The sequence below is a fragment of the Erwinia sp. OLFS4 genome (assembly GCF_002752165.1).
GTDB lineage: Bacteria > Pseudomonadota > Gammaproteobacteria > Enterobacterales > Enterobacteriaceae > Izhakiella.
This window is the reverse complement of sequence record NZ_MOMB01000046.1, coordinates 107,981-124,855: the sequence shown is the minus strand read 5'-3', so window position 1 is coordinate 124,855 and position 16,875 is coordinate 107,981. Positions and strand designations below refer to the sequence as shown.

The window sequence follows — 16,875 nt, the reverse complement described above, 5'->3', positions numbered from 1 at the left end:
GGGGAAAGTGTATCCCCATAACTTTTGTGCATCATAGATTTTTTATGCGTTCGGTTGTAACAAAATTGTTGAACTTTTGTCAAATCAGGCAATTAAAATTCTATTAAATATGCATTCCGTGAATGAGATCACTGTTTCATTTAAATGTGACCAAAGTGTTTGTAGGGGAATTGTAATAAGATTGTGAACCCCCTATACTTCGGCCAGGTCTCCGGAATTCCCTGACACCAGGAGCCACCCAGCGTTTTACCGCCTCAATAACACTGGATGTTGCTGTTTTGGTGACGGTGCTCAATTTAGACAAGCATTTTTGTCTGGCTGGCCTTCAGGACCGGAGGAAGCAAAATAAAAAAAGCTGTGTGGGCTAAACCGTGAAAAAACAAAGACCTGTCAACTTGGATCTTACTACGATCCGGTTCCCCGTTACCGCGATTGCATCCATTCTCCACCGCGTGTCAGGCGTCATCACCTTTGTTGCCGTCGGTATTCTGCTCTGGTTACTGGGTCTGTCGCTCTCATCGCCTGAGGGTTTCATGCAGGCTTCAGCTATCATGAATAGCTTTATCGTCAAATTCATCGCCTGGGGTATTCTGACTGCGCTGGCTTATCATATCGCAGGGGGAATTCGCCATATGCTGATGGACTTCGGCATTCTGGGAGAAACACTGGAAGCCGGATCGCGTTCCGCACAAATCTCTTTTGTTGTCACTGTCGTGCTGTCTGTTCTCGCTGGAGTCCTCGTATGGTAAGCAATGCTTCTGCACTGGGGCGTAACGGTATTCATGACTGGTTGCTGCTGCGCGGCGCAGCCATGATAATCGCGCTTTACGTGCTCTATATCCTCGCTTTCGTCATTATGTCGGGTTCGCTGACTTATGACATCTGGCACGGATTCTTTTCATCTAAATTCACTAAAGTATTTACCCTGCTGACACTCTTTTCCATTCTGGTACATGGCTGGATTGGTATGTGGCAAGTGCTGACGGACTACGTGAAATCCGTGGCGCTGCGTTTGTTGCTGCAGCTGGTTATTGTCGTTGTCCTGTTTGTTTATGCAATTTATGGAACTGTCGTGGTGTGGGGTGTGTGATGAAATTACCTGTCAGAGAGTTTGATGCCGTAGTGGTGGGCGCTGGCGGGGCAGGGATGCGTGCAGCATTGCAAATCTCCCAGTCCGGTCAGAGCTGTGCACTGTTATCAAAAGTTTTCCCGACCCGTTCCCATACGGTTTCAGCCCAGGGCGGCATTACCGTTGCCCTTGGCAATAGCCATGAAGATAACTGGGAATGGCATATGTATGACACTGTTAAAGGGTCTGATTACATCGGAGACCAGGATGCCATTGAATATATGTGTAAAACCGGGCCGGAAGCCATTCTGGAACTGGAACACATGGGGCTGCCGTTTTCGCGTCTCGACGATGGCCGGATTTATCAGCGACCTTTTGGCGGGCAGTCGAAAAATTTTGGCGGTGAGCAGGCGGCGCGAACTGCGGCGGCAGCTGACCGTACAGGACATGCTTTATTGCATACGCTGTATCAGCAAAACCTGAAAAATAAAACCACGATTTTTTCTGAATGGTATGCCCTGGACCTGGTAAAAAATGCCGATGGTGCCGTGGTGGGTTGTACCGCGCTGTGTATTGAAACCGGCGAAGTGGTTTACTTTAAAGCCAGAGCGACGGTGCTGGCTACCGGCGGTGCCGGGCGTATTTTCCAGTCGACCACCAATGCACATATCAATACCGGCGACGGGGTTGGCATGGCGCTGCGTGCCGGCGTGCCGGTACAGGATATGGAAATGTGGCAGTTTCACCCGACCGGCATTGCCGGCGCGGGCGTGCTGGTGACGGAGGGATGTCGTGGTGAAGGTGGTTATCTGCTGAACAAACACGGCGAACGCTTTATGGAACGTTACGCACCTAACGCCAAAGATCTGGCCGGACGTGACGTGGTCGCCCGCTCAATGATGATTGAAATTCGTGAAGGTCGTGGCTGTGATGGCCCATGGGGTCCGCATATTAAACTTAAGCTGGACCATCTGGGTAAAGAGGTGCTGGAAGCGCGTTTACCCGGCATTCTTGAATTGTCACGCACTTTTGCCCACGTCGACCCGGTGAAAGAGCCTATCCCGGTTATCCCAACCTGCCATTATATGATGGGCGGTATTCCGACGAAGGTATCGGGTCAGGCGCTGGGCGTCAATGCACAGGGAGAAGACGTGGTTATTCCCGGACTGTTTGCCGTCGGCGAAATCGCCTGTGTGTCGGTTCATGGTGCTAACCGTCTTGGCGGTAATTCATTGCTCGACCTGGTGGTGTTTGGTCGCGCTGCTGGTCTGCATCTGCAGGAGTCTATTGCTGAGCAGGGCGAACTGAAAGATGCCAGTGATGAGGAAATTGATGCCGCGATGGCCCGTTATCATCGCTGGGATAACAACACCTCTGGAGAAGATCCGGCAGAGTTGCGCAAAGCCTTGCAGACCTGTATGCAGCATAACTTTTCGGTCTTCCGGGAAGGGGATGCTATGGCAAAAGGTTTGCAGGAACTGAAAGTACTGCGTGAAAGACTGAAAAACGCCCGTCTTGATGACCGTTCCAGCGATTTTAACACCCAGCGGGTGGAGTGTCTGGAACTGGATAATCTGATGGAAACAGCTTATGCCACTGCCGTAGCGGCCAACTTCCGAACTGAAAGTCGTGGCGCGCACAGTCGCTTCGATTATCCGGAGCGTGATGATGCCAACTGGCTGTGCCATAGCCTTTACGTGCCGCAATCGGAAAGCATGACCCGCCGTGAGGTAAACATGCAGCCGAAATTGCGCGCCGCGTTCCCGCCAAAAGCGCGTACTTACTAGTTGCGGAGAAAGAACGATGAGACTTGAATTTTCCATTTATCGTTACAACCCGGATGTCGATGACGCGCCGCGTATGCAGGATTATTCGCTGGAGGCGGACGAAGGGCGTGACATGATGCTGCTGGATGCGCTGATGCGGCTGAAAGAGAAAGATCCGACGCTGGCATTCCGGCGCTCATGCCGGGAGGGTGTGTGCGGTTCAGACGGTTTGAATATGAATGGTAAAAACGGCCTGGCCTGCATTACACCGGTTTCTGCACTGGGCAATGGCAAGAAAAAAATTGTTATTCGTCCATTGCCCGGACTGCCGGTGATTCGTGACCTGGTGGTTGATATGGGCCAGTTCTATGCGCAATATGAGAAAATTAAGCCGTTTCTGCTTAATAACGGAGAGAACCTGCCGGCGCGTGAACATCTGCAATCTCCGGAACAGCGTGAAAAGCTTGACGGTCTGTATGAATGTATTCTCTGCGCCTGCTGTTCAACATCCTGCCCGTCATTCTGGTGGAATCCGGATAAGTTTATCGGACCGGCGGGGCTGCTGGCTGCCTATCGTTTCCTGATTGACAGCCGGGATACCGAGACCAATCAGCGTCTGGATAACCTTAACGATGCTTTCAGCGTATTCCGCTGCCATAGCATTATGAACTGCGTCAATGTGTGCCCGAAAGGGCTGAATCCGACCCGCGCCATCGGCCATATTAAGTCGATGCTATTGCAGCGCGGGGCATAACGATGTTGATTCAGACGGGCAATATTGCCCGTCTGCCAACGGAAACCCTTATAAGGTTTGTTTGTCAACGCCGGCAGACTGATCTTACCAGGGTTCCCTTACGGGCCGGTAATTGTTTTATCTGTGCTCGTATCGTTGAATCTTTACTACGGCAAGCCGCTAACGCGGCGTGGGGTTTTTAAAGCCCCGTTTATCACCACGGCGAAAAAAGCAGAAAATGCTTAAGGGCATCAACATGCAGAACAGCGCGATGAAACCCTGGCTGGACTCTTCCTGGCTGGCTGGCGCAAACCAGTCCTACATAGAGCAGCTCTATGAGGATTATCTCACCGATCCTGACTCTGTGGATGCGGTCTGGAAAACGCTTTTCCAGCAGTTACCTGGCACCGGGGTCAAACCTGAACAGTTCCATTCCCAGACGCGTGATTATTTCCGCCGACTGGCTAAAGACAGCACCCGCTACACCACTTCCGTCACCGACCCCGCGACCAATTCGAAACAGGTAAAAGTCCTGCAGTTGATCAACGCTTACCGTTTTCGCGGTCATCAGCAAGCTAATCTCGACCCGCTTGGATTATGGCAACAGGAAACGGTTGCCGACCTTGATCCGGCATTTCACGACCTGAGCGCTGATGATTTCGAGGAGTCGTTTAACGTGGGCTCTTTTGCCATTGGTAAAGAGACCATGAAGCTGGCTGATCTGGTGGCCGCGCTTAAGCAAACCTACTGCGGTTCTATCGGTGCGGAATATATGCATATCACCAGCACCGAAGAGAAGCGCTGGATTCAGCAGCGTATCGAATCGGTAGCCGGTCAGGCCAGGTTCAGTGACGAAGAAAAGAAGGTTTTTTTAAAGCAGCTGACCGCCGCAGAAGGCCTGGAACGTTATCTGGGGGCCAAGTTTCCGGGTGCCAAACGTTTCTCGCTGGAAGGCGGTGATGCGCTGGTGCCGATGCTCAATGAAATGATTCATCACGCCGGCAAAAGCGGCACCCGCGAAGTGGTTCTCGGGATGGCGCACCGCGGGCGCCTTAATGTGCTGATTAACGTACTGGGTAAAAAACCTCAGGACTTATTTGACGAGTTTTCCGGTAAGCATAAAGAACATCTTGGCACCGGCGACGTAAAATACCATATGGGTTTCTCGTCGGATGTGGAAACTGCCGGCGGCATGGTGCATCTGGCGCTGGCCTTTAACCCATCACATCTGGAGATAGTCAGTCCGGTGGTGATGGGCTCTGTGCGTGCCCGGCTCGATCGTCTGGACAAGCCGGGCAGTAATCAGGTGCTGCCAATTACGATTCATGGTGATGCGGCGGTGACCGGCCAGGGGGTGGTGCAGGAAACGCTGAATATGTCGCTGGCGCGCGGATATGAAGTTGGCGGTACCGTGCGGATTGTGATTAACAACCAGGTCGGATTTACTACTTCCAACCCGCGTGATGCCCGTTCAACCCCATACTGTACTGATATCGGTAAAATGGTACAGGCGCCCATTTTCCATGTGAATGCCGATGACCCTGAAGCGGTGGCGTTTGTGACCCGGCTGGCACTGGATTTCCGTAATACCTTCAAACGCGATGTGTTTATCGACCTGTTTTGTTACCGTCGTCATGGCCATAACGAAGCGGATGAACCGAGTGCTACCCAGCCCTTGATGTATCAGAAAATCAAAAAGCATCCGACGCCGCGTAAAATTTACGCAGATCGTCTGGAAGCTGCAGGCATTGTGAAAACGGAAGACTCTACCGAACTGGTTAATCTTTATCGTGACGCGCTGGATGCCGGCGAGTGTGTGGTGCCTGAATGGCGTCCAATGAGCCTGCATTCTTTCACCTGGTCGCCCTATCTCAATCATGAATGGGATGAAAGCTATCCGGAAACTGTCGACATTAAACGTCTGCAAGAGCTGGCAAAACGTATCAGTCAGGTGCCTGAGGCGGTTGAGATGCAGTCGCGTGTGGCAAAAATCTACCATGACCGTGGTGAAATGGCCGCAGGCAATAAACCCTTCGACTGGGGGGGCGCTGAAAACCTGGCGTATGCCACGCTGGTGGATGAAGGTATTCCGGTACGGCTTTCCGGTGAGGATAGCGGACGGGGTACGTTTTTCCATCGTCATGCGGTGATCCATAATCAGAAGAACGGTTCTACTTATACCCCGCTGCATCATATTCATAACGGTCAGGGTGAATTTAAGGTCTGGGACTCGGTACTTTCGGAAGAGGCGGTGCTGGCATTTGAATATGGTTATGCCACGGCGGAACCGCGTACCCTGACTATCTGGGAAGCGCAATTTGGTGACTTTGCCAACGGTGCGCAGGTGGTCATCGACCAGTTTATTAGCTCCGGTGAGCAGAAATGGGGTCGGATGTGTGGCCTGGTTATGCTGTTACCGCATGGCTATGAAGGTCAGGGGCCGGAGCACTCATCAGCTCGTCTGGAACGCTATCTTCAGCTGTGTGCCGAGCAAAATATGCAGGTTTGCGTACCCTCAACCCCGGCTCAGGTTTATCACATGCTGCGACGCCAGGCGCTGCGCGGTATGCGTCGTCCGCTGGTGGTCATGTCGCCAAAATCATTGTTGCGTCATCCGCAGGCCATTTCCAGTCTTGAGGATCTGGCTAACGGCGGATTTAAGCCGGCAATTGGTGAAATTGATGCGCTTGATCCGCAGGGTGTTAAACGGGTCATTCTTTGTTCCGGCAAAGTTTATTATGACTTACTGGAACAACGCCGTAAGAACGACCAGACTAATGTTGCTATTGTCCGTATTGAACAGCTTTACCCGTTCCCGCAAAAGGCGTTGCAGGAAGTGTTGCAACCTTATGCGCACGTAAATGATTTTGTGTGGTGTCAGGAAGAGCCACTTAACCAGGGTGCATGGTACTGCAGTCAGCACCATTTCCGTGAAGCGGTGCCCTTTGGGGCTTCATTACGTTATGCCGGTCGCCCTGCGTCGGCTTCGCCAGCCGTAGGCTATATGTCCGTTCACCAGCAGCAGCAAAAAGATCTGGTTAATGACGCGCTGAACGTTGATTAATTAAAGGATAAATAATGAGTAGCGTAGATATTCTTGTTCCTGACCTGCCTGAGTCCGTTGCCGATGCCACCGTTGCTACCTGGCATAAAAAGCCTGGTGACAGCGTACAACGGGATGAAGTGCTGGTTGAAATTGAAACTGACAAAGTTGTGCTGGAAGTGCCAGCGGTTGCCGATGGCGTGCTGGAAACTATTCTGGAGGATGAAGGCGCAACCGTGACCTCGCGTCAGGCGCTGGGCCGGCTGAAAGAAGGGAACAGCGCGGGGAAAGAAACCACGGCAAAAGTGGATAAAAAAGAGTCCACCCCGGCTGAACGTCAGACCGCCTCTCTGGAAGAGAGTGAAAGCAACGAAACGCTCAGTCCGGCAATTCGTCGTCTGATTGCTGAACATAACCTTGATGCCGCCGCCATCCAGGGCAGCGGTGTCGGCGGTCGGATTACCCGCGAAGATGTGGAAAAACATCTGGCGAAAAAACCTACGGAAGCGAAAGCAGCCCCTGCCGCCAGCACCAGTGCGCCAGCTGCCCCTGCGCCGGGCAACCGCAGCGAAAAACGCGTGCCAATGACCCGTCTGCGTAAACGCGTGGCCGAGCGTCTGCTGGAGGCGAAAAACAGCACTGCAATGCTGACCACCTTCAATGAAGTCAACATGAAGCCCATTATGGATCTGCGTAAGCAGTATGGCGAAGCGTTTGAAAAACGCCATGGTATCCGTCTCGGCTTTATGTCTTTCTACATTAAAGCGGTTGTTGAAGCGCTGAAACGTTATCCGGAAGTAAATGCCTCCATCGATGGCGAAGATGTGGTGTATCACAACTACTTCGATGTCAGTATTGCCGTTTCAACGCCGCGTGGACTGGTGACGCCGGTACTGCGTGACGTTGATGCGCTGGGTATGGCGGATATTGAGAAGAAAATTAAAGAACTGGCCGTGAAAGGCCGTGACGGTAAGCTTACGGTTGATGAGCTGACGGGCGGCAACTTTACCATTACCAACGGCGGCGTCTTTGGTTCGCTGATGTCAACGCCGATTATTAACCCGCCGCAGAGTGCGATCCTGGGAATGCACGCGATCAAAGATCGCCCTATGGCGGTTAACGGCCAGGTAGAAATTCTGCCGATGATGTATCTGGCGCTTTCCTACGATCACCGCCTGATTGATGGCCGGGAGTCAGTTGGCTATCTGGTGGCGATCAAAGAGCTGCTGGAAGATCCTACCCGTCTGCTTCTGGACGTGTAACCTGAGCGGGCGCAGGCATATAACGCGCCCCTGATTCTATGGGATCGCTGTGCTGCAGCGATCACTTATTTCCGACCTGAATGGATAGAATATCATGAACTTACACGAATATCAGGCCAAACAACTGTTTGCCCGGTACGGTCTGCCAGCGCCGACAGGTTATGCCTGCACAACGCCGCGTGAAGCAGAAGAAGCGGCTTCCAAAATTGGCGCCGGCTCCTGGGTGGTGAAGTGTCAGGTACACGCCGGCGGCCGTGGTAAAGCAGGCGGCGTGAAAGTAGTCAAAAGCAAGGAAGATATTCGGGCTTTTGCTGAAAACTGGCTGGGTAAACGTCTGGTGACCTATCAGACAGATGCTGACGGGCAACCGGTAAACCAGATTCTGGTTGAAGCTGCAACCGATATCGGCCAGGAGCTTTACCTGGGTGCGGTAGTGGATCGCAGTTCGCGCCGGGTGGTGTTTATGGCGTCAACCGAAGGCGGCGTGGAAATTGAAAAAGTGGCGGAAGAGACCCCGCATCTGATTCATAAAATGTCGTTGGATCCGCTGACAGGCCCTCAACCGTGGCAGGGACGCGAGCTGGCGTTTAAGCTGGGGCTTTCCGGTAAGCAGATCGGCCAGTTCACGAAAATTTTTATGGGTCTGGCAACGCTGTTTCTTGAGCGCGACCTGGCGTTGGTGGAAATCAATCCGCTGGTTATCACCAAAGAAGGCGATCTGATTTGCCTGGACGGCAAACTGGGCGCTGACAGTAACGCCATGTTCCGCCAGCCGGAGCTGCGTGAGATGCGCGATCCCAGTCAGGAAGATCCGCGTGAAGCGCATGCCGCGCAGTGGGAACTGAACTATGTGGCGCTTGAAGGAAACATTGGTTGTATGGTCAATGGTGCAGGCCTGGCTATGGGCACTATGGACATCGTAAAACACCATGGTGGCCAGCCGGCTAACTTCCTCGATGTTGGCGGCGGCGCGACGAAAGAACGCGTTACTGAAGCCTTTAAAATTATTCTCTCTGACGACTCGGTGAAGGCGGTATTTGTTAATATTTTTGGCGGTATTGTTCGCTGTGACCTGATTGCCGATGGCATTATCGGTGCCGTTGCTGAAGTTGGCGTTAACGTGCCGGTAGTAGTACGTCTGGAAGGAAACAATGCAGAGTTGGGCGCCCAGCGTCTGGCGGAAAGCGGTTTAAATATTATTGCAGCAACCAGCCTGACTGACGCAGCGCAGCGCGTTGTTGCCGCAGCGGAGGGTAAATAATGTCCATTTTGATCGACAAAAACACCAAAGTTATCTGCCAGGGATTCACCGGTGGACAGGGCACCTTCCATTCAGAACAGGCACTGGCTTATGGTACTCAGCTGGTTGGCGGGGTCACCCCGGGTAAAGGGGGCACCACGCATCTGGGCCTGCCAGTTTTCAATACCGTTCGTGAGGCTGTGCAAGCCACCGGTGCCACCGCCTCGGTCATTTATGTACCGGCTCCTTTCTGTAAAGACGGTATTCTCGAAGCTATTGATGCCGGGATTAAGCTTATTATTACCATCACCGAAGGTATCCCGACGCTGGATATGCTGACAGTGAAAGTTAAGCTGGATGAAGCTGGCGTGCGTATGATTGGACCAAACTGTCCAGGTGTCATTACGCCCGGTGCCTGCAAAATCGGTATTATGCCTGGTCACATTCATAAACCTGGTCGCATCGGCATTGTTTCCCGCTCTGGTACGCTGACTTATGAGGCGGTGAAGCAAACGACGGATATTAGCTATGGTCAGTCGACCTGTGTGGGCATTGGCGGCGATCCTATTCCTGGCTCGAACTTTATTGATATCCTGCAAATGTTCCAGGATGATCCGCAGACTGAAGCGATTGTGATGATTGGCGAAATTGGTGGCAGTGCGGAAGAAGAAGCCGCCGCCTTTATTAAAGCGCATGTCACAAAACCGGTGGTTGGTTATATTGCCGGGGTTACTGCGCCGAAAGGTAAGCGAATGGGGCATGCCGGGGCGATTATCGCCGGTGGTAAAGGAACGGCAGATGAAAAATTTGCCGCGCTGGAAGCCGCAGGGGTTAAAACGGTCCGTAGCCTGGCTGACATTGGCGATGCCGTTAAAGCGGTGTTGCCGGCCAAATAATAATTAAAATATACTCGACATATTGGCCGCCCTGAGAGCGGCCTTTTTTTCAACGCAGAAAAAATGCCATTTTTCGCTTTTCTTGCTGGCAGATTGACGCATAACGCCTATGCTTAGCAGCAGGGTGACGCGTCTGCTGATGAACTGACGGCGGGCACCCTGCCATCGTTGTCTCTGCTCAGGACATTTGTCAGTGGGAAAAACTTACTAAAGGTGAACATGCGGGTTAAATCGATGTAAATTATTTTGTTAATGCAAAATAACATCAGGTTAAGTTTAAAGTGAATTATGTAGCTTTAAATAAACATATATTTAACACTAAATTCATTCTTTATGAGGATCTCAGTCACACATTGATTTAAATCAAAATATTTGCGTATATAAGCGGCGGTAGTTGTGGAAAACACAGGCTTTTTTCGATTAAATTGTGCTGTATCAATCTGAACATCACGCCGATTAAATTAAAAAATTGCGCGATATACTGTTTTAATCCGGACAGTGGATTCTCCGGTTTTCTGACGAATGTTCCGGAAATGGCTATTCCGGTCGGTTAATATGTCAATCATAACGATTTAATCAAGATTGGAGATAGCACCTCCCCGGTGTTTATCTCCGCAGTGTTATTTGAGCAGGCCCAGGTATATCCGGATGCGCTGACGTAATCAGTATTGCCGGTTGCTGAAGGCCAGGAGCAAGGAGTCAAGATGTTTGATATCGTCGAGCTGTCGCGCTTACAGTTTGCTTTGACGGCACTCTATCATTTCCTTTTCGTCCCGCTAACGCTGGGTATGGCGTTTTTGCTGGCGATCATGGAAACGGTTTATGTGCTGTCAGGCAAAAAAATCTATAAAGACATGACCAAGTTCTGGGGAAAGTTATTTGGTATTAACTTTGCTCTGGGCGTGGCGACCGGTCTGACTATGGAATTTCAGTTCGGGACCAACTGGTCATATTACTCACACTATGTCGGTGATATCTTCGGAGCACCGCTGGCAATTGAAGGCCTGATGGCTTTCTTCCTTGAGTCTACCTTTGTCGGTCTGTTCTTTTTTGGCTGGGACCGGCTGGGTAAGGTCCAGCATATGGCGGTGACCTGGCTGGTGGCCCTTGGGTCAAACCTGTCTGCACTCTGGATTCTGGTGGCTAATGGCTGGATGCAGAATCCGGTCGCCTCCGAATTCAATTATGAAACCATGCGTATGGAGATGGTCAGTTTCGTTGACCTGGTACTGAATCCGGTTGCACAGGTTAAATTTGTTCATACCGTTGCTGCCGGCTATACCACCGGGGCGATGTTTATTCTTGGTGTCAGCGCATATTACATGCTGCGTGGCCGTGATTTTGCTTTCGCCAAACGTTCATTTGCCATTGCGGCCAGCTTCGGCATCGCCGCCATCCTGTCAGTGATTGTACTGGGGGATGAATCAGGCTACGAAATTGGTGACGTGCAAAAAACTAAACTGGCGGCTATTGAAGCTGAATGGGAGACCCAGCCGGCGCCGGCGGCCTTTACGCTGTTCGGTATCCCGAATCAGGAAACCCAGAAAAACAGTTTTGCCATTCAAATCCCGTATGTTATGGGCCTGATTACTACCCGCTCTTTCGACAAGCCGGTGCTGGGTCTGAAAGAACTGATGGCGCAGCATGAAATCCGTATTCGTAACGGCATGAAGGCTTATCAGCTGCTTCAGGAACTGCGTAGCGGTAATACCGATCCTGGCGTTCGCGCCGCGTTTGAAAAATCCAAGCAGGATCTCGGCTATGGCCTGCTGCTGAAGCGTTATACGCCAGATGTTGCTAATGCCAGCGAAGAACAGATAGCGAAAGCCACTAAAGATTCTATTCCAGCGGTGGCACCGGTCTACTTCTCGTTCCGTATTATGGTGCTGTGCGGCATGCTGATACTGCTGATTATCGGCTTCTCCTTCTGGTCGGTACTGCGTAACCGGATTGGTAAAAATACTTTTCTGCTGCGCTGTGCGCTGTACGGTATTCCGCTGCCGTGGATTGCGGTGGAATCTGGTTGGTTTGTTGCTGAATATGGCCGTCAGCCCTGGGCAATCGGTGAAGTGCTGCCGACTGCGGTGGCAAATTCATCGTTGACCACCGGGGATGTCCTGTTTTCTATGTTCCTGATCTGCGGCCTTTACACGCTGTTTTTGGTGGCTGAACTGTATCTGATGTTCAAATTTGCACGTCTTGGGCCAAGCAGCCTGAAGACCGGGCGTTATCATTATGAACAGTCAAATGTAGCCTCACAGCCGGTTCGTTAAGACAGGAGTCCACAAGATGTTAGATTATCAAGTATTGCGTTTTATCTGGTGGCTGCTGGTCGGGGTGCTATTTATTGGCTTCGCCGTCACCGACGGGTTTGATATGGGTGTTGGTATGCTGTCACGTCTGATGGGGCGTACTGATACCGAACGCCGTATTATGATTAACAGCGTCGCACCACACTGGGACGGCAACCAGGTCTGGCTTATTACCGCAGGTGGCGCGCTGTTTGCCGCCTGGCCGATGGTATACGCCGCTGCTTTTTCAGGTTTTTATGTGGCGATGATTCTGGTGCTGGCTTCACTGTTTTTCCGTCCGGTGGGTTTTGATTACCGCTCAAAGATTGAAGACAAGCGCTGGCGTGGCATGTGGGATATCGGCATTTTCATTGGCAGTCTGGTACCGCCACTGGTGATTGGTGTCGCTTTTGGTAACCTGCTCGAAGGTGTCCCTTTCCATTTTGATAATGAACTGCGCCTTTTTTATACCGGTAATTTCTTCCAGCTACTGAATCCGTTTGGTTTGCTGACCGGTATCGTCAGCCTGATGATGTTTCTGGTGCAAGGGGCAACGTATTTGCAGATGCGCACCACCGGTGAGCTTAATCTGCGCGCCCGCAGCTATGGGCAGATTGGCGCCCTGGTGATGATGGTGTGCTTTATTCTGGCGGGTATCTGGATCGTGTATGGTATCGAGGGCTACGCGATTACCTCGGCTATTGGCACGGATGGCGTTTCTAATCCACTTAACAAAGAAGTGGCTCGTCAGGCTGGCGCATGGCTGGTGAATTTCCATCATGCACCGGTACTGTGGCTATTCCCACTGCTGGGTGTGGTGCTGCCTTTACTGACCGTGCTCTGCTCCAGACTCGGCAAGGGTGCCTGGGCCTTCCTGTTCTCGTCTCTGACGATTGCCTGCGTCATCATGACCGTCGGCATTGCGCTGTTTCCGTTTATCATGCCGTCAAGCACCTCATTATCAAGTAGCCTGACGATTTGGGACGCGACTTCCAGCCAGTTGACGCTTCAGGTCATGCTGTATGTGGCGATCATTTTCGTACCGATTATTCTGGCATACACCAGCTGGTGCTATTACAAAATGTTCGGACGCATTACTAAAGAACATATTGAAAGCAATACGCACTCGCTTTACTGAGTTAAGGAGACGCAAAATGTGGTATTTCGCCTGGATTCTTGGCACCTTGCTGGCCTGCGCCTTCGGTATTATTACGGCGCTGGCGCTGGAGCACGTTGAAACGCTCAAAACAAAAGAATGAAAAGACTGATTGCGCAAATCTGGCAGTGGATGGACCGGCGGTCGTTACGCCTTCTGTCCCTGCTGCTGGCGCTCTGGCTGGCCGGCTGCCTGTTCTGGGCACCGGCCCGTTTTGCCTCACATACCAGCTCGCTGTCTCTCTGGCAGGGATGGATTATTATGTGGGGAGTCTGTGCCAGCGTGGTCTTTGGCGTTGGTTTTCAGCCGCAAAAGCTGCGCTGGAGAGCGCTTTTTTTGCCGTTACCCGCGCTGCTGGTAGTCGTCTGCGGACTGGTTTTCTTTTATTCCTGAGCCTCCTCTGAGGCGCGGTCAGCGCGCCTTATTCGCCTGCAATAGTTCTGTCCGTTTTTGTCAGCTTTTGTTTAAGAATTATCTCGAAAACCTTTCTGATTGTTAGCAACCGATATTTATTTTATTTACCTTCTGTGAATCCATTCCAAAGGCGTCAGCTCTTGCGTATAGTAGCAACGGTTTTGGTTTTAACGTCATGTGCATGACCAGGATTTGAAGTGAGTACAGCGTTGTTTCGATGGCCGGTAAGGGTTTATTACGAAGACACTGACGCCGGTGGCGTGGTATACCATGCCAGCTACATTGCTTTCTATGAACGGGCCAGAACAGAAATGCTGCGTCAGCATCACTTTAACCAGCAGGCACTGCTCGCGCAAAAAATAGCGTTTGTGGTGCGTCGGATGACCGTGGAGTATCATGCTGCTGCCCGGCTTGATGATCTGCTGGAAGTGCAGTGTGACGTCACTGCTATGTCACGTGCTACCATGACGTTTGCCCAACGAATTATCAATGCAGAAGGCCGGCTGCTGAATGAAGCAGAGGTACTGATTGCCTGCATAAATCCACATCGAATGAAGCCTATCGCGCTTCCTGAGTCTATTGTCGCGGAGTTCAAGCAGTGACTGACATGAACATTATTGATTTGTTCCTGAAGGCAAGCCTTCTGGTGAAACTCATCATGTTGATTTTGATCGGCTTCTCAATTGCTTCCTGGGCGGTCATCATTCAAAGAACGCGTATTCTCAATTCAGCAGGGCGTGAAGCTGATGCGTTTGAAGATAAGTTCTGGTCGGGAATTGAACTCTCGCGTTTGTATCAGGAAAGCCAGGCACGTCGTGATGAACTTTCCGGTTCTGAACAGATTTTTTATGCCGGCTTCAAAGAGTTTGCGCGATTGCACCGGGCCAATAGCCACGCACCCGAAGCGGTGGTGGAGGGCGCATCACGCGCGATGCGTATTTCCATGAACCGTGAACTGGAAGCCCTGGAAACGCATATCCCTTTTCTTGGCACCGTCGGTTCCATCAGTCCCTACATTGGCCTGTTCGGTACCGTCTGGGGGATCATGCATGCCTTTATTGCGCTTGGCGCTGTCAAGCAGGCCACGTTACAAATGGTGGCTCCGGGTATTGCTGAGGCACTGATTGCTACCGCAATCGGGCTGTTTGCCGCTATTCCTGCGGTAATGGCTTACAACCGGCTGAACCAGCGGGTAAATAAGCTGGAACAAAGCTATGACAATTTCATGGAAGAGTTCACCGCGATCCTGCACCGCCAGGCATTCTCCAGCGAGAACAATAAATAAGCAGGAGGTAAGCTATGGCCAGAACCCGGGGTCGTAACAATCGCGCGCTTAAGTCGGAAATCAACATCGTTCCGCTGCTTGATGTGCTGCTGGTATTGCTGCTTATTTTTATGGCAACTGCGCCCATCATTACCCAAAGTGTGGAAGTAGATTTGCCGGATGCAACGGATTCGAAAACGGTCGCCAGCGATGATAATCCACCGGTGATCCTTGAAGTTTCTGGCGTCGGACAGTACAGCCTGGTGGTCGATCGTGACCGCATGACACAGCTACCGCCTGAGCAAGTGATTGCCGAAGCCCAGCATCGTATGGAAGCGAATCCAAAAACAGTTTTTCTGATTGGGGGAGCAAAGGACGTGCCTTACGATGAAATTATCAAGGCGTTGAATCTATTGCATCAGGCGGGTGTCAAATCCGTGGGCCTGATGACGCGCCCGATTTAATTCAGCGAACCGTTTTTGGGAAAGCAAGAGTGTCGAAGGCAACCGAACAGAATGATAAGTTAAAACGGGCGATAATCATTTCGCTGGTGCTGCATATTTTGCTGATTGCCCTGCTGATCTGGAGCTCGTTTGATGAAAATATTGATGCCAGCGCCGGCGGCGGTGGTGGCGATATTGATGCGGTGATGGTGGATCCGGGGGCGGTGGTCGATCAGTACAATCGCCAGCAGGATCAGCAGGCAGATAGCCAGCGCGCAGAGCAACAACGAAAAAAGCAGGCGCAGCAGCAGGCAGAAGAATTACAGCAAAAGCAGGCGGCAGAACAGCAGCGTCTGAAACAGGTGGAAAAAGAGCGTTTGCAGGCGCAGGAACAAGCCCGGGAGCAAGCGGAAAAACAGGCCGAGCAGCAGCGGCAGGCTGAACAGGCAGCCAAACAGGCTGAAGCGCAGCAACAAGCCGCTGAAGCGGCAGCGGCGCAAGCCAAAGCAGAGGCGAAAGCTCAGGCTGATGCACAGGCGAAAGCCGCCGCCGCCGCGAAAGCTAAAGCAGATGCTGAAGCGAAAAAGGCCGCAGCGGCCGCGAAAAAGCAGGCGGATGAAAAGGCCAGAGAGGCGGCAGAACAGGCGGCGAAACAGAAAGCGGCTCAGGAAGCGAAAGCGGCTGCTGAAGCGAAAGAAAAAGCCGACGCGAAAGCCAAAGCTGACGCTGAGAAAAAAGCGGCGGCGGCCAAAGCGAAGGCAGAGGCAGCGGCCAAAGCGAAGGCAGAGGCAGCGGCCAAAGCGAAAGCCGCGGCGGATGCAAAAAAAGAATCCGGTGAAGTTGACGAACTGCTGGGCGGCCTGACTTCAGGCAAAAATGCCCCTAAACAAGGCAAGGGTGGCGCGGCGGCAGGTCAGGGAAACCAGAGTAAAGCCGGTGCTAATGGTGCAGATGTCAGCAATTATGCCAGCCAGATTCAGTCAGCCATTCAGAGTAAGTTTTATGATGCTGACTCCTTTAAGGGACGGGAGTGCACGTTAAAGGTCCGTCTGGCACCTAACGGTGGCTCGCTGATTGATGTTCAGGCTGAGGGGGGCGATCCGGCGTTGTGTCAGGCGGCATTGTCGGCGGCGCGTCAGGCGATTATTCCGAAACCACCCAGCCAGGCGGTGTATGAGGCGCTTAAGAACGCACCGGTTTACTTTAAGCCATAATAATTACTTACGGATGGCAGTTGGAATCGCCTTGTCCATGCCATACTGTTAAAGCGGGTTTGTCATCATCGTTGCTAAAAACTG

General features: G+C 51.9%; 16 protein-coding genes. All 16 read left to right on the top strand.

Going from position 1 to position 16,875, the window contains the following annotated elements; translation table 11 throughout:
- Positions 1–371 precede the first annotated feature (371 nt).
- Positions 372–749: a succinate dehydrogenase cytochrome b556 subunit gene (sdhC, locus tag BL249_RS08190; protein ID WP_099707044.1), complete on the top strand. Its 378-nt coding sequence runs from the start codon at positions 372–374 to the stop codon at positions 747–749.
- Positions 743–1,090: a succinate dehydrogenase membrane anchor subunit gene (sdhD, locus tag BL249_RS08185; RefSeq protein ID WP_099707043.1), complete on the top strand. Its 348-nt coding sequence runs from the start codon at positions 743–745 to the stop codon at positions 1,088–1,090. The genes sdhC and sdhD overlap by 7 nt, the downstream gene beginning before the upstream one ends.
- Positions 1,090–2,856 carry a succinate dehydrogenase flavoprotein subunit gene (gene sdhA, locus BL249_RS08180; RefSeq protein ID WP_099707042.1) on the top strand — a complete coding sequence of 589 codons (1,767 nt, stop codon included), beginning with the start codon at positions 1,090–1,092 and terminating at the stop codon, positions 2,854–2,856. The genes sdhD and sdhA overlap by 1 nt, the downstream gene beginning before the upstream one ends.
- 16 nt (positions 2,857–2,872) lie before the next feature.
- Positions 2,873–3,589, top strand: coding sequence for a succinate dehydrogenase iron-sulfur subunit (locus BL249_RS08175; protein WP_099707041.1), 717 nt, complete (start codon positions 2,873–2,875; stop codon positions 3,587–3,589).
- Between the two features lie 235 nt (positions 3,590–3,824).
- Positions 3,825–6,632: a 2-oxoglutarate dehydrogenase E1 component gene (gene sucA, locus BL249_RS08170; protein ID WP_099707128.1), complete on the top strand. Its 2,808-nt coding sequence runs from the start codon at positions 3,825–3,827 to the stop codon at positions 6,630–6,632.
- A gap of 14 nt (positions 6,633–6,646) precedes the next feature.
- On the top strand, positions 6,647–7,873 hold the full coding sequence (gene odhB / locus BL249_RS08165; RefSeq protein WP_099707040.1) for a 2-oxoglutarate dehydrogenase complex dihydrolipoyllysine-residue succinyltransferase: 1,227 nt from the start codon (positions 6,647–6,649) through the stop codon (positions 7,871–7,873).
- 94 nt (positions 7,874–7,967) lie between these two features.
- On the top strand, positions 7,968–9,134 hold the full coding sequence (sucC, locus tag BL249_RS08160; protein WP_099707039.1) for an ADP-forming succinate--CoA ligase subunit beta: 1,167 nt from the start codon (positions 7,968–7,970) through the stop codon (positions 9,132–9,134).
- Entirely contained in the window at positions 9,134–10,009 is an 876-nt protein-coding gene (gene sucD, locus BL249_RS08155; RefSeq protein ID WP_099707038.1) for a succinate--CoA ligase subunit alpha, read from the top strand. Before sucC ends, sucD begins: the two co-directional genes overlap by 1 nt.
- A 704-nt stretch (positions 10,010–10,713) precedes the next feature.
- A complete protein-coding gene (cydA, locus tag BL249_RS08150; protein WP_099707037.1) occupies positions 10,714–12,282 on the top strand; it encodes a cytochrome ubiquinol oxidase subunit I in 1,569 nt (522 codons plus the stop codon).
- A 16-nt stretch (positions 12,283–12,298) separates the two neighbouring features.
- Positions 12,299–13,438 carry a cytochrome d ubiquinol oxidase subunit II gene (gene cydB, locus BL249_RS08145; protein ID WP_099707036.1) on the top strand — a complete coding sequence of 380 codons (1,140 nt, stop codon included), beginning with the start codon at positions 12,299–12,301 and terminating at the stop codon, positions 13,436–13,438.
- A gap of 16 nt (positions 13,439–13,454) precedes the next feature.
- On the top strand, positions 13,455–13,559 hold the full coding sequence (cydX, locus tag BL249_RS08140) for a cytochrome bd-I oxidase subunit CydX (RefSeq protein ID WP_099707035.1): 105 nt from the start codon (positions 13,455–13,457) through the stop codon (positions 13,557–13,559).
- The gene (ybgE, locus tag BL249_RS08135; RefSeq protein WP_099707034.1) at positions 13,556–13,849 is read left to right on the top strand and encodes a cyd operon protein YbgE; all 294 of its coding nucleotides are present in this window, start codon (positions 13,556–13,558) and stop codon (positions 13,847–13,849) included. Before cydX ends, ybgE begins: the two co-directional genes overlap by 4 nt.
- A 218-nt stretch (positions 13,850–14,067) precedes the next feature.
- On the top strand, positions 14,068–14,472 hold the full coding sequence (gene ybgC, locus BL249_RS08130) for a tol-pal system-associated acyl-CoA thioesterase (protein ID WP_099707033.1): 405 nt from the start codon (positions 14,068–14,070) through the stop codon (positions 14,470–14,472).
- The gene (tolQ, locus tag BL249_RS08125) at positions 14,469–15,155 is read left to right on the top strand and encodes a Tol-Pal system protein TolQ (RefSeq protein WP_099707032.1); all 687 of its coding nucleotides are present in this window, start codon (positions 14,469–14,471) and stop codon (positions 15,153–15,155) included. The genes ybgC and tolQ overlap by 4 nt, the downstream gene beginning before the upstream one ends.
- 14 nt (positions 15,156–15,169) lie before the next feature.
- Positions 15,170–15,598, top strand: a complete 429-nt coding sequence (gene tolR, locus BL249_RS08120; protein ID WP_099707031.1) for a colicin uptake protein TolR — start codon at positions 15,170–15,172, stop codon at positions 15,596–15,598.
- A gap of 29 nt (positions 15,599–15,627) precedes the next feature.
- Positions 15,628–16,791, top strand: a complete 1,164-nt coding sequence (tolA, locus tag BL249_RS08115) for a cell envelope integrity protein TolA (RefSeq protein WP_099707030.1) — start codon at positions 15,628–15,630, stop codon at positions 16,789–16,791.
- Positions 16,792–16,875: the final 84 nt, after the last annotated feature.

Coding starts and splice junctions, on each gene's coding strand:
- sdhD (WP_099707043.1), top strand. CDS start 743: ATGGTAAGCAATGCTTCTGCACTGGGGCGTAACGGTATTCATGACTGG.
- sdhA (WP_099707042.1), top strand. CDS start 1,090: ATGAAATTACCTGTCAGAGAGTTTGATGCCGTAGTGGTGGGCGCTGGC.
- BL249_RS08175 (WP_099707041.1), top strand. CDS start 2,873: ATGAGACTTGAATTTTCCATTTATCGTTACAACCCGGATGTCGATGAC.
- sucA (WP_099707128.1), top strand. CDS start 3,825: ATGCAGAACAGCGCGATGAAACCCTGGCTGGACTCTTCCTGGCTGGCT.
- odhB (WP_099707040.1), top strand. CDS start 6,647: ATGAGTAGCGTAGATATTCTTGTTCCTGACCTGCCTGAGTCCGTTGCC.
- sucC (WP_099707039.1), top strand. CDS start 7,968: ATGAACTTACACGAATATCAGGCCAAACAACTGTTTGCCCGGTACGGT.
- sucD (WP_099707038.1), top strand. CDS start 9,134: ATGTCCATTTTGATCGACAAAAACACCAAAGTTATCTGCCAGGGATTC.
- cydA (WP_099707037.1), top strand. CDS start 10,714: ATGTTTGATATCGTCGAGCTGTCGCGCTTACAGTTTGCTTTGACGGCA.
- cydB (WP_099707036.1), top strand. CDS start 12,299: ATGTTAGATTATCAAGTATTGCGTTTTATCTGGTGGCTGCTGGTCGGG.
- cydX (WP_099707035.1), top strand. CDS start 13,455: ATGTGGTATTTCGCCTGGATTCTTGGCACCTTGCTGGCCTGCGCCTTC.
- ybgE (WP_099707034.1), top strand. CDS start 13,556: ATGAAAAGACTGATTGCGCAAATCTGGCAGTGGATGGACCGGCGGTCG.
- tolR (WP_099707031.1), top strand. CDS start 15,170: ATGGCCAGAACCCGGGGTCGTAACAATCGCGCGCTTAAGTCGGAAATC.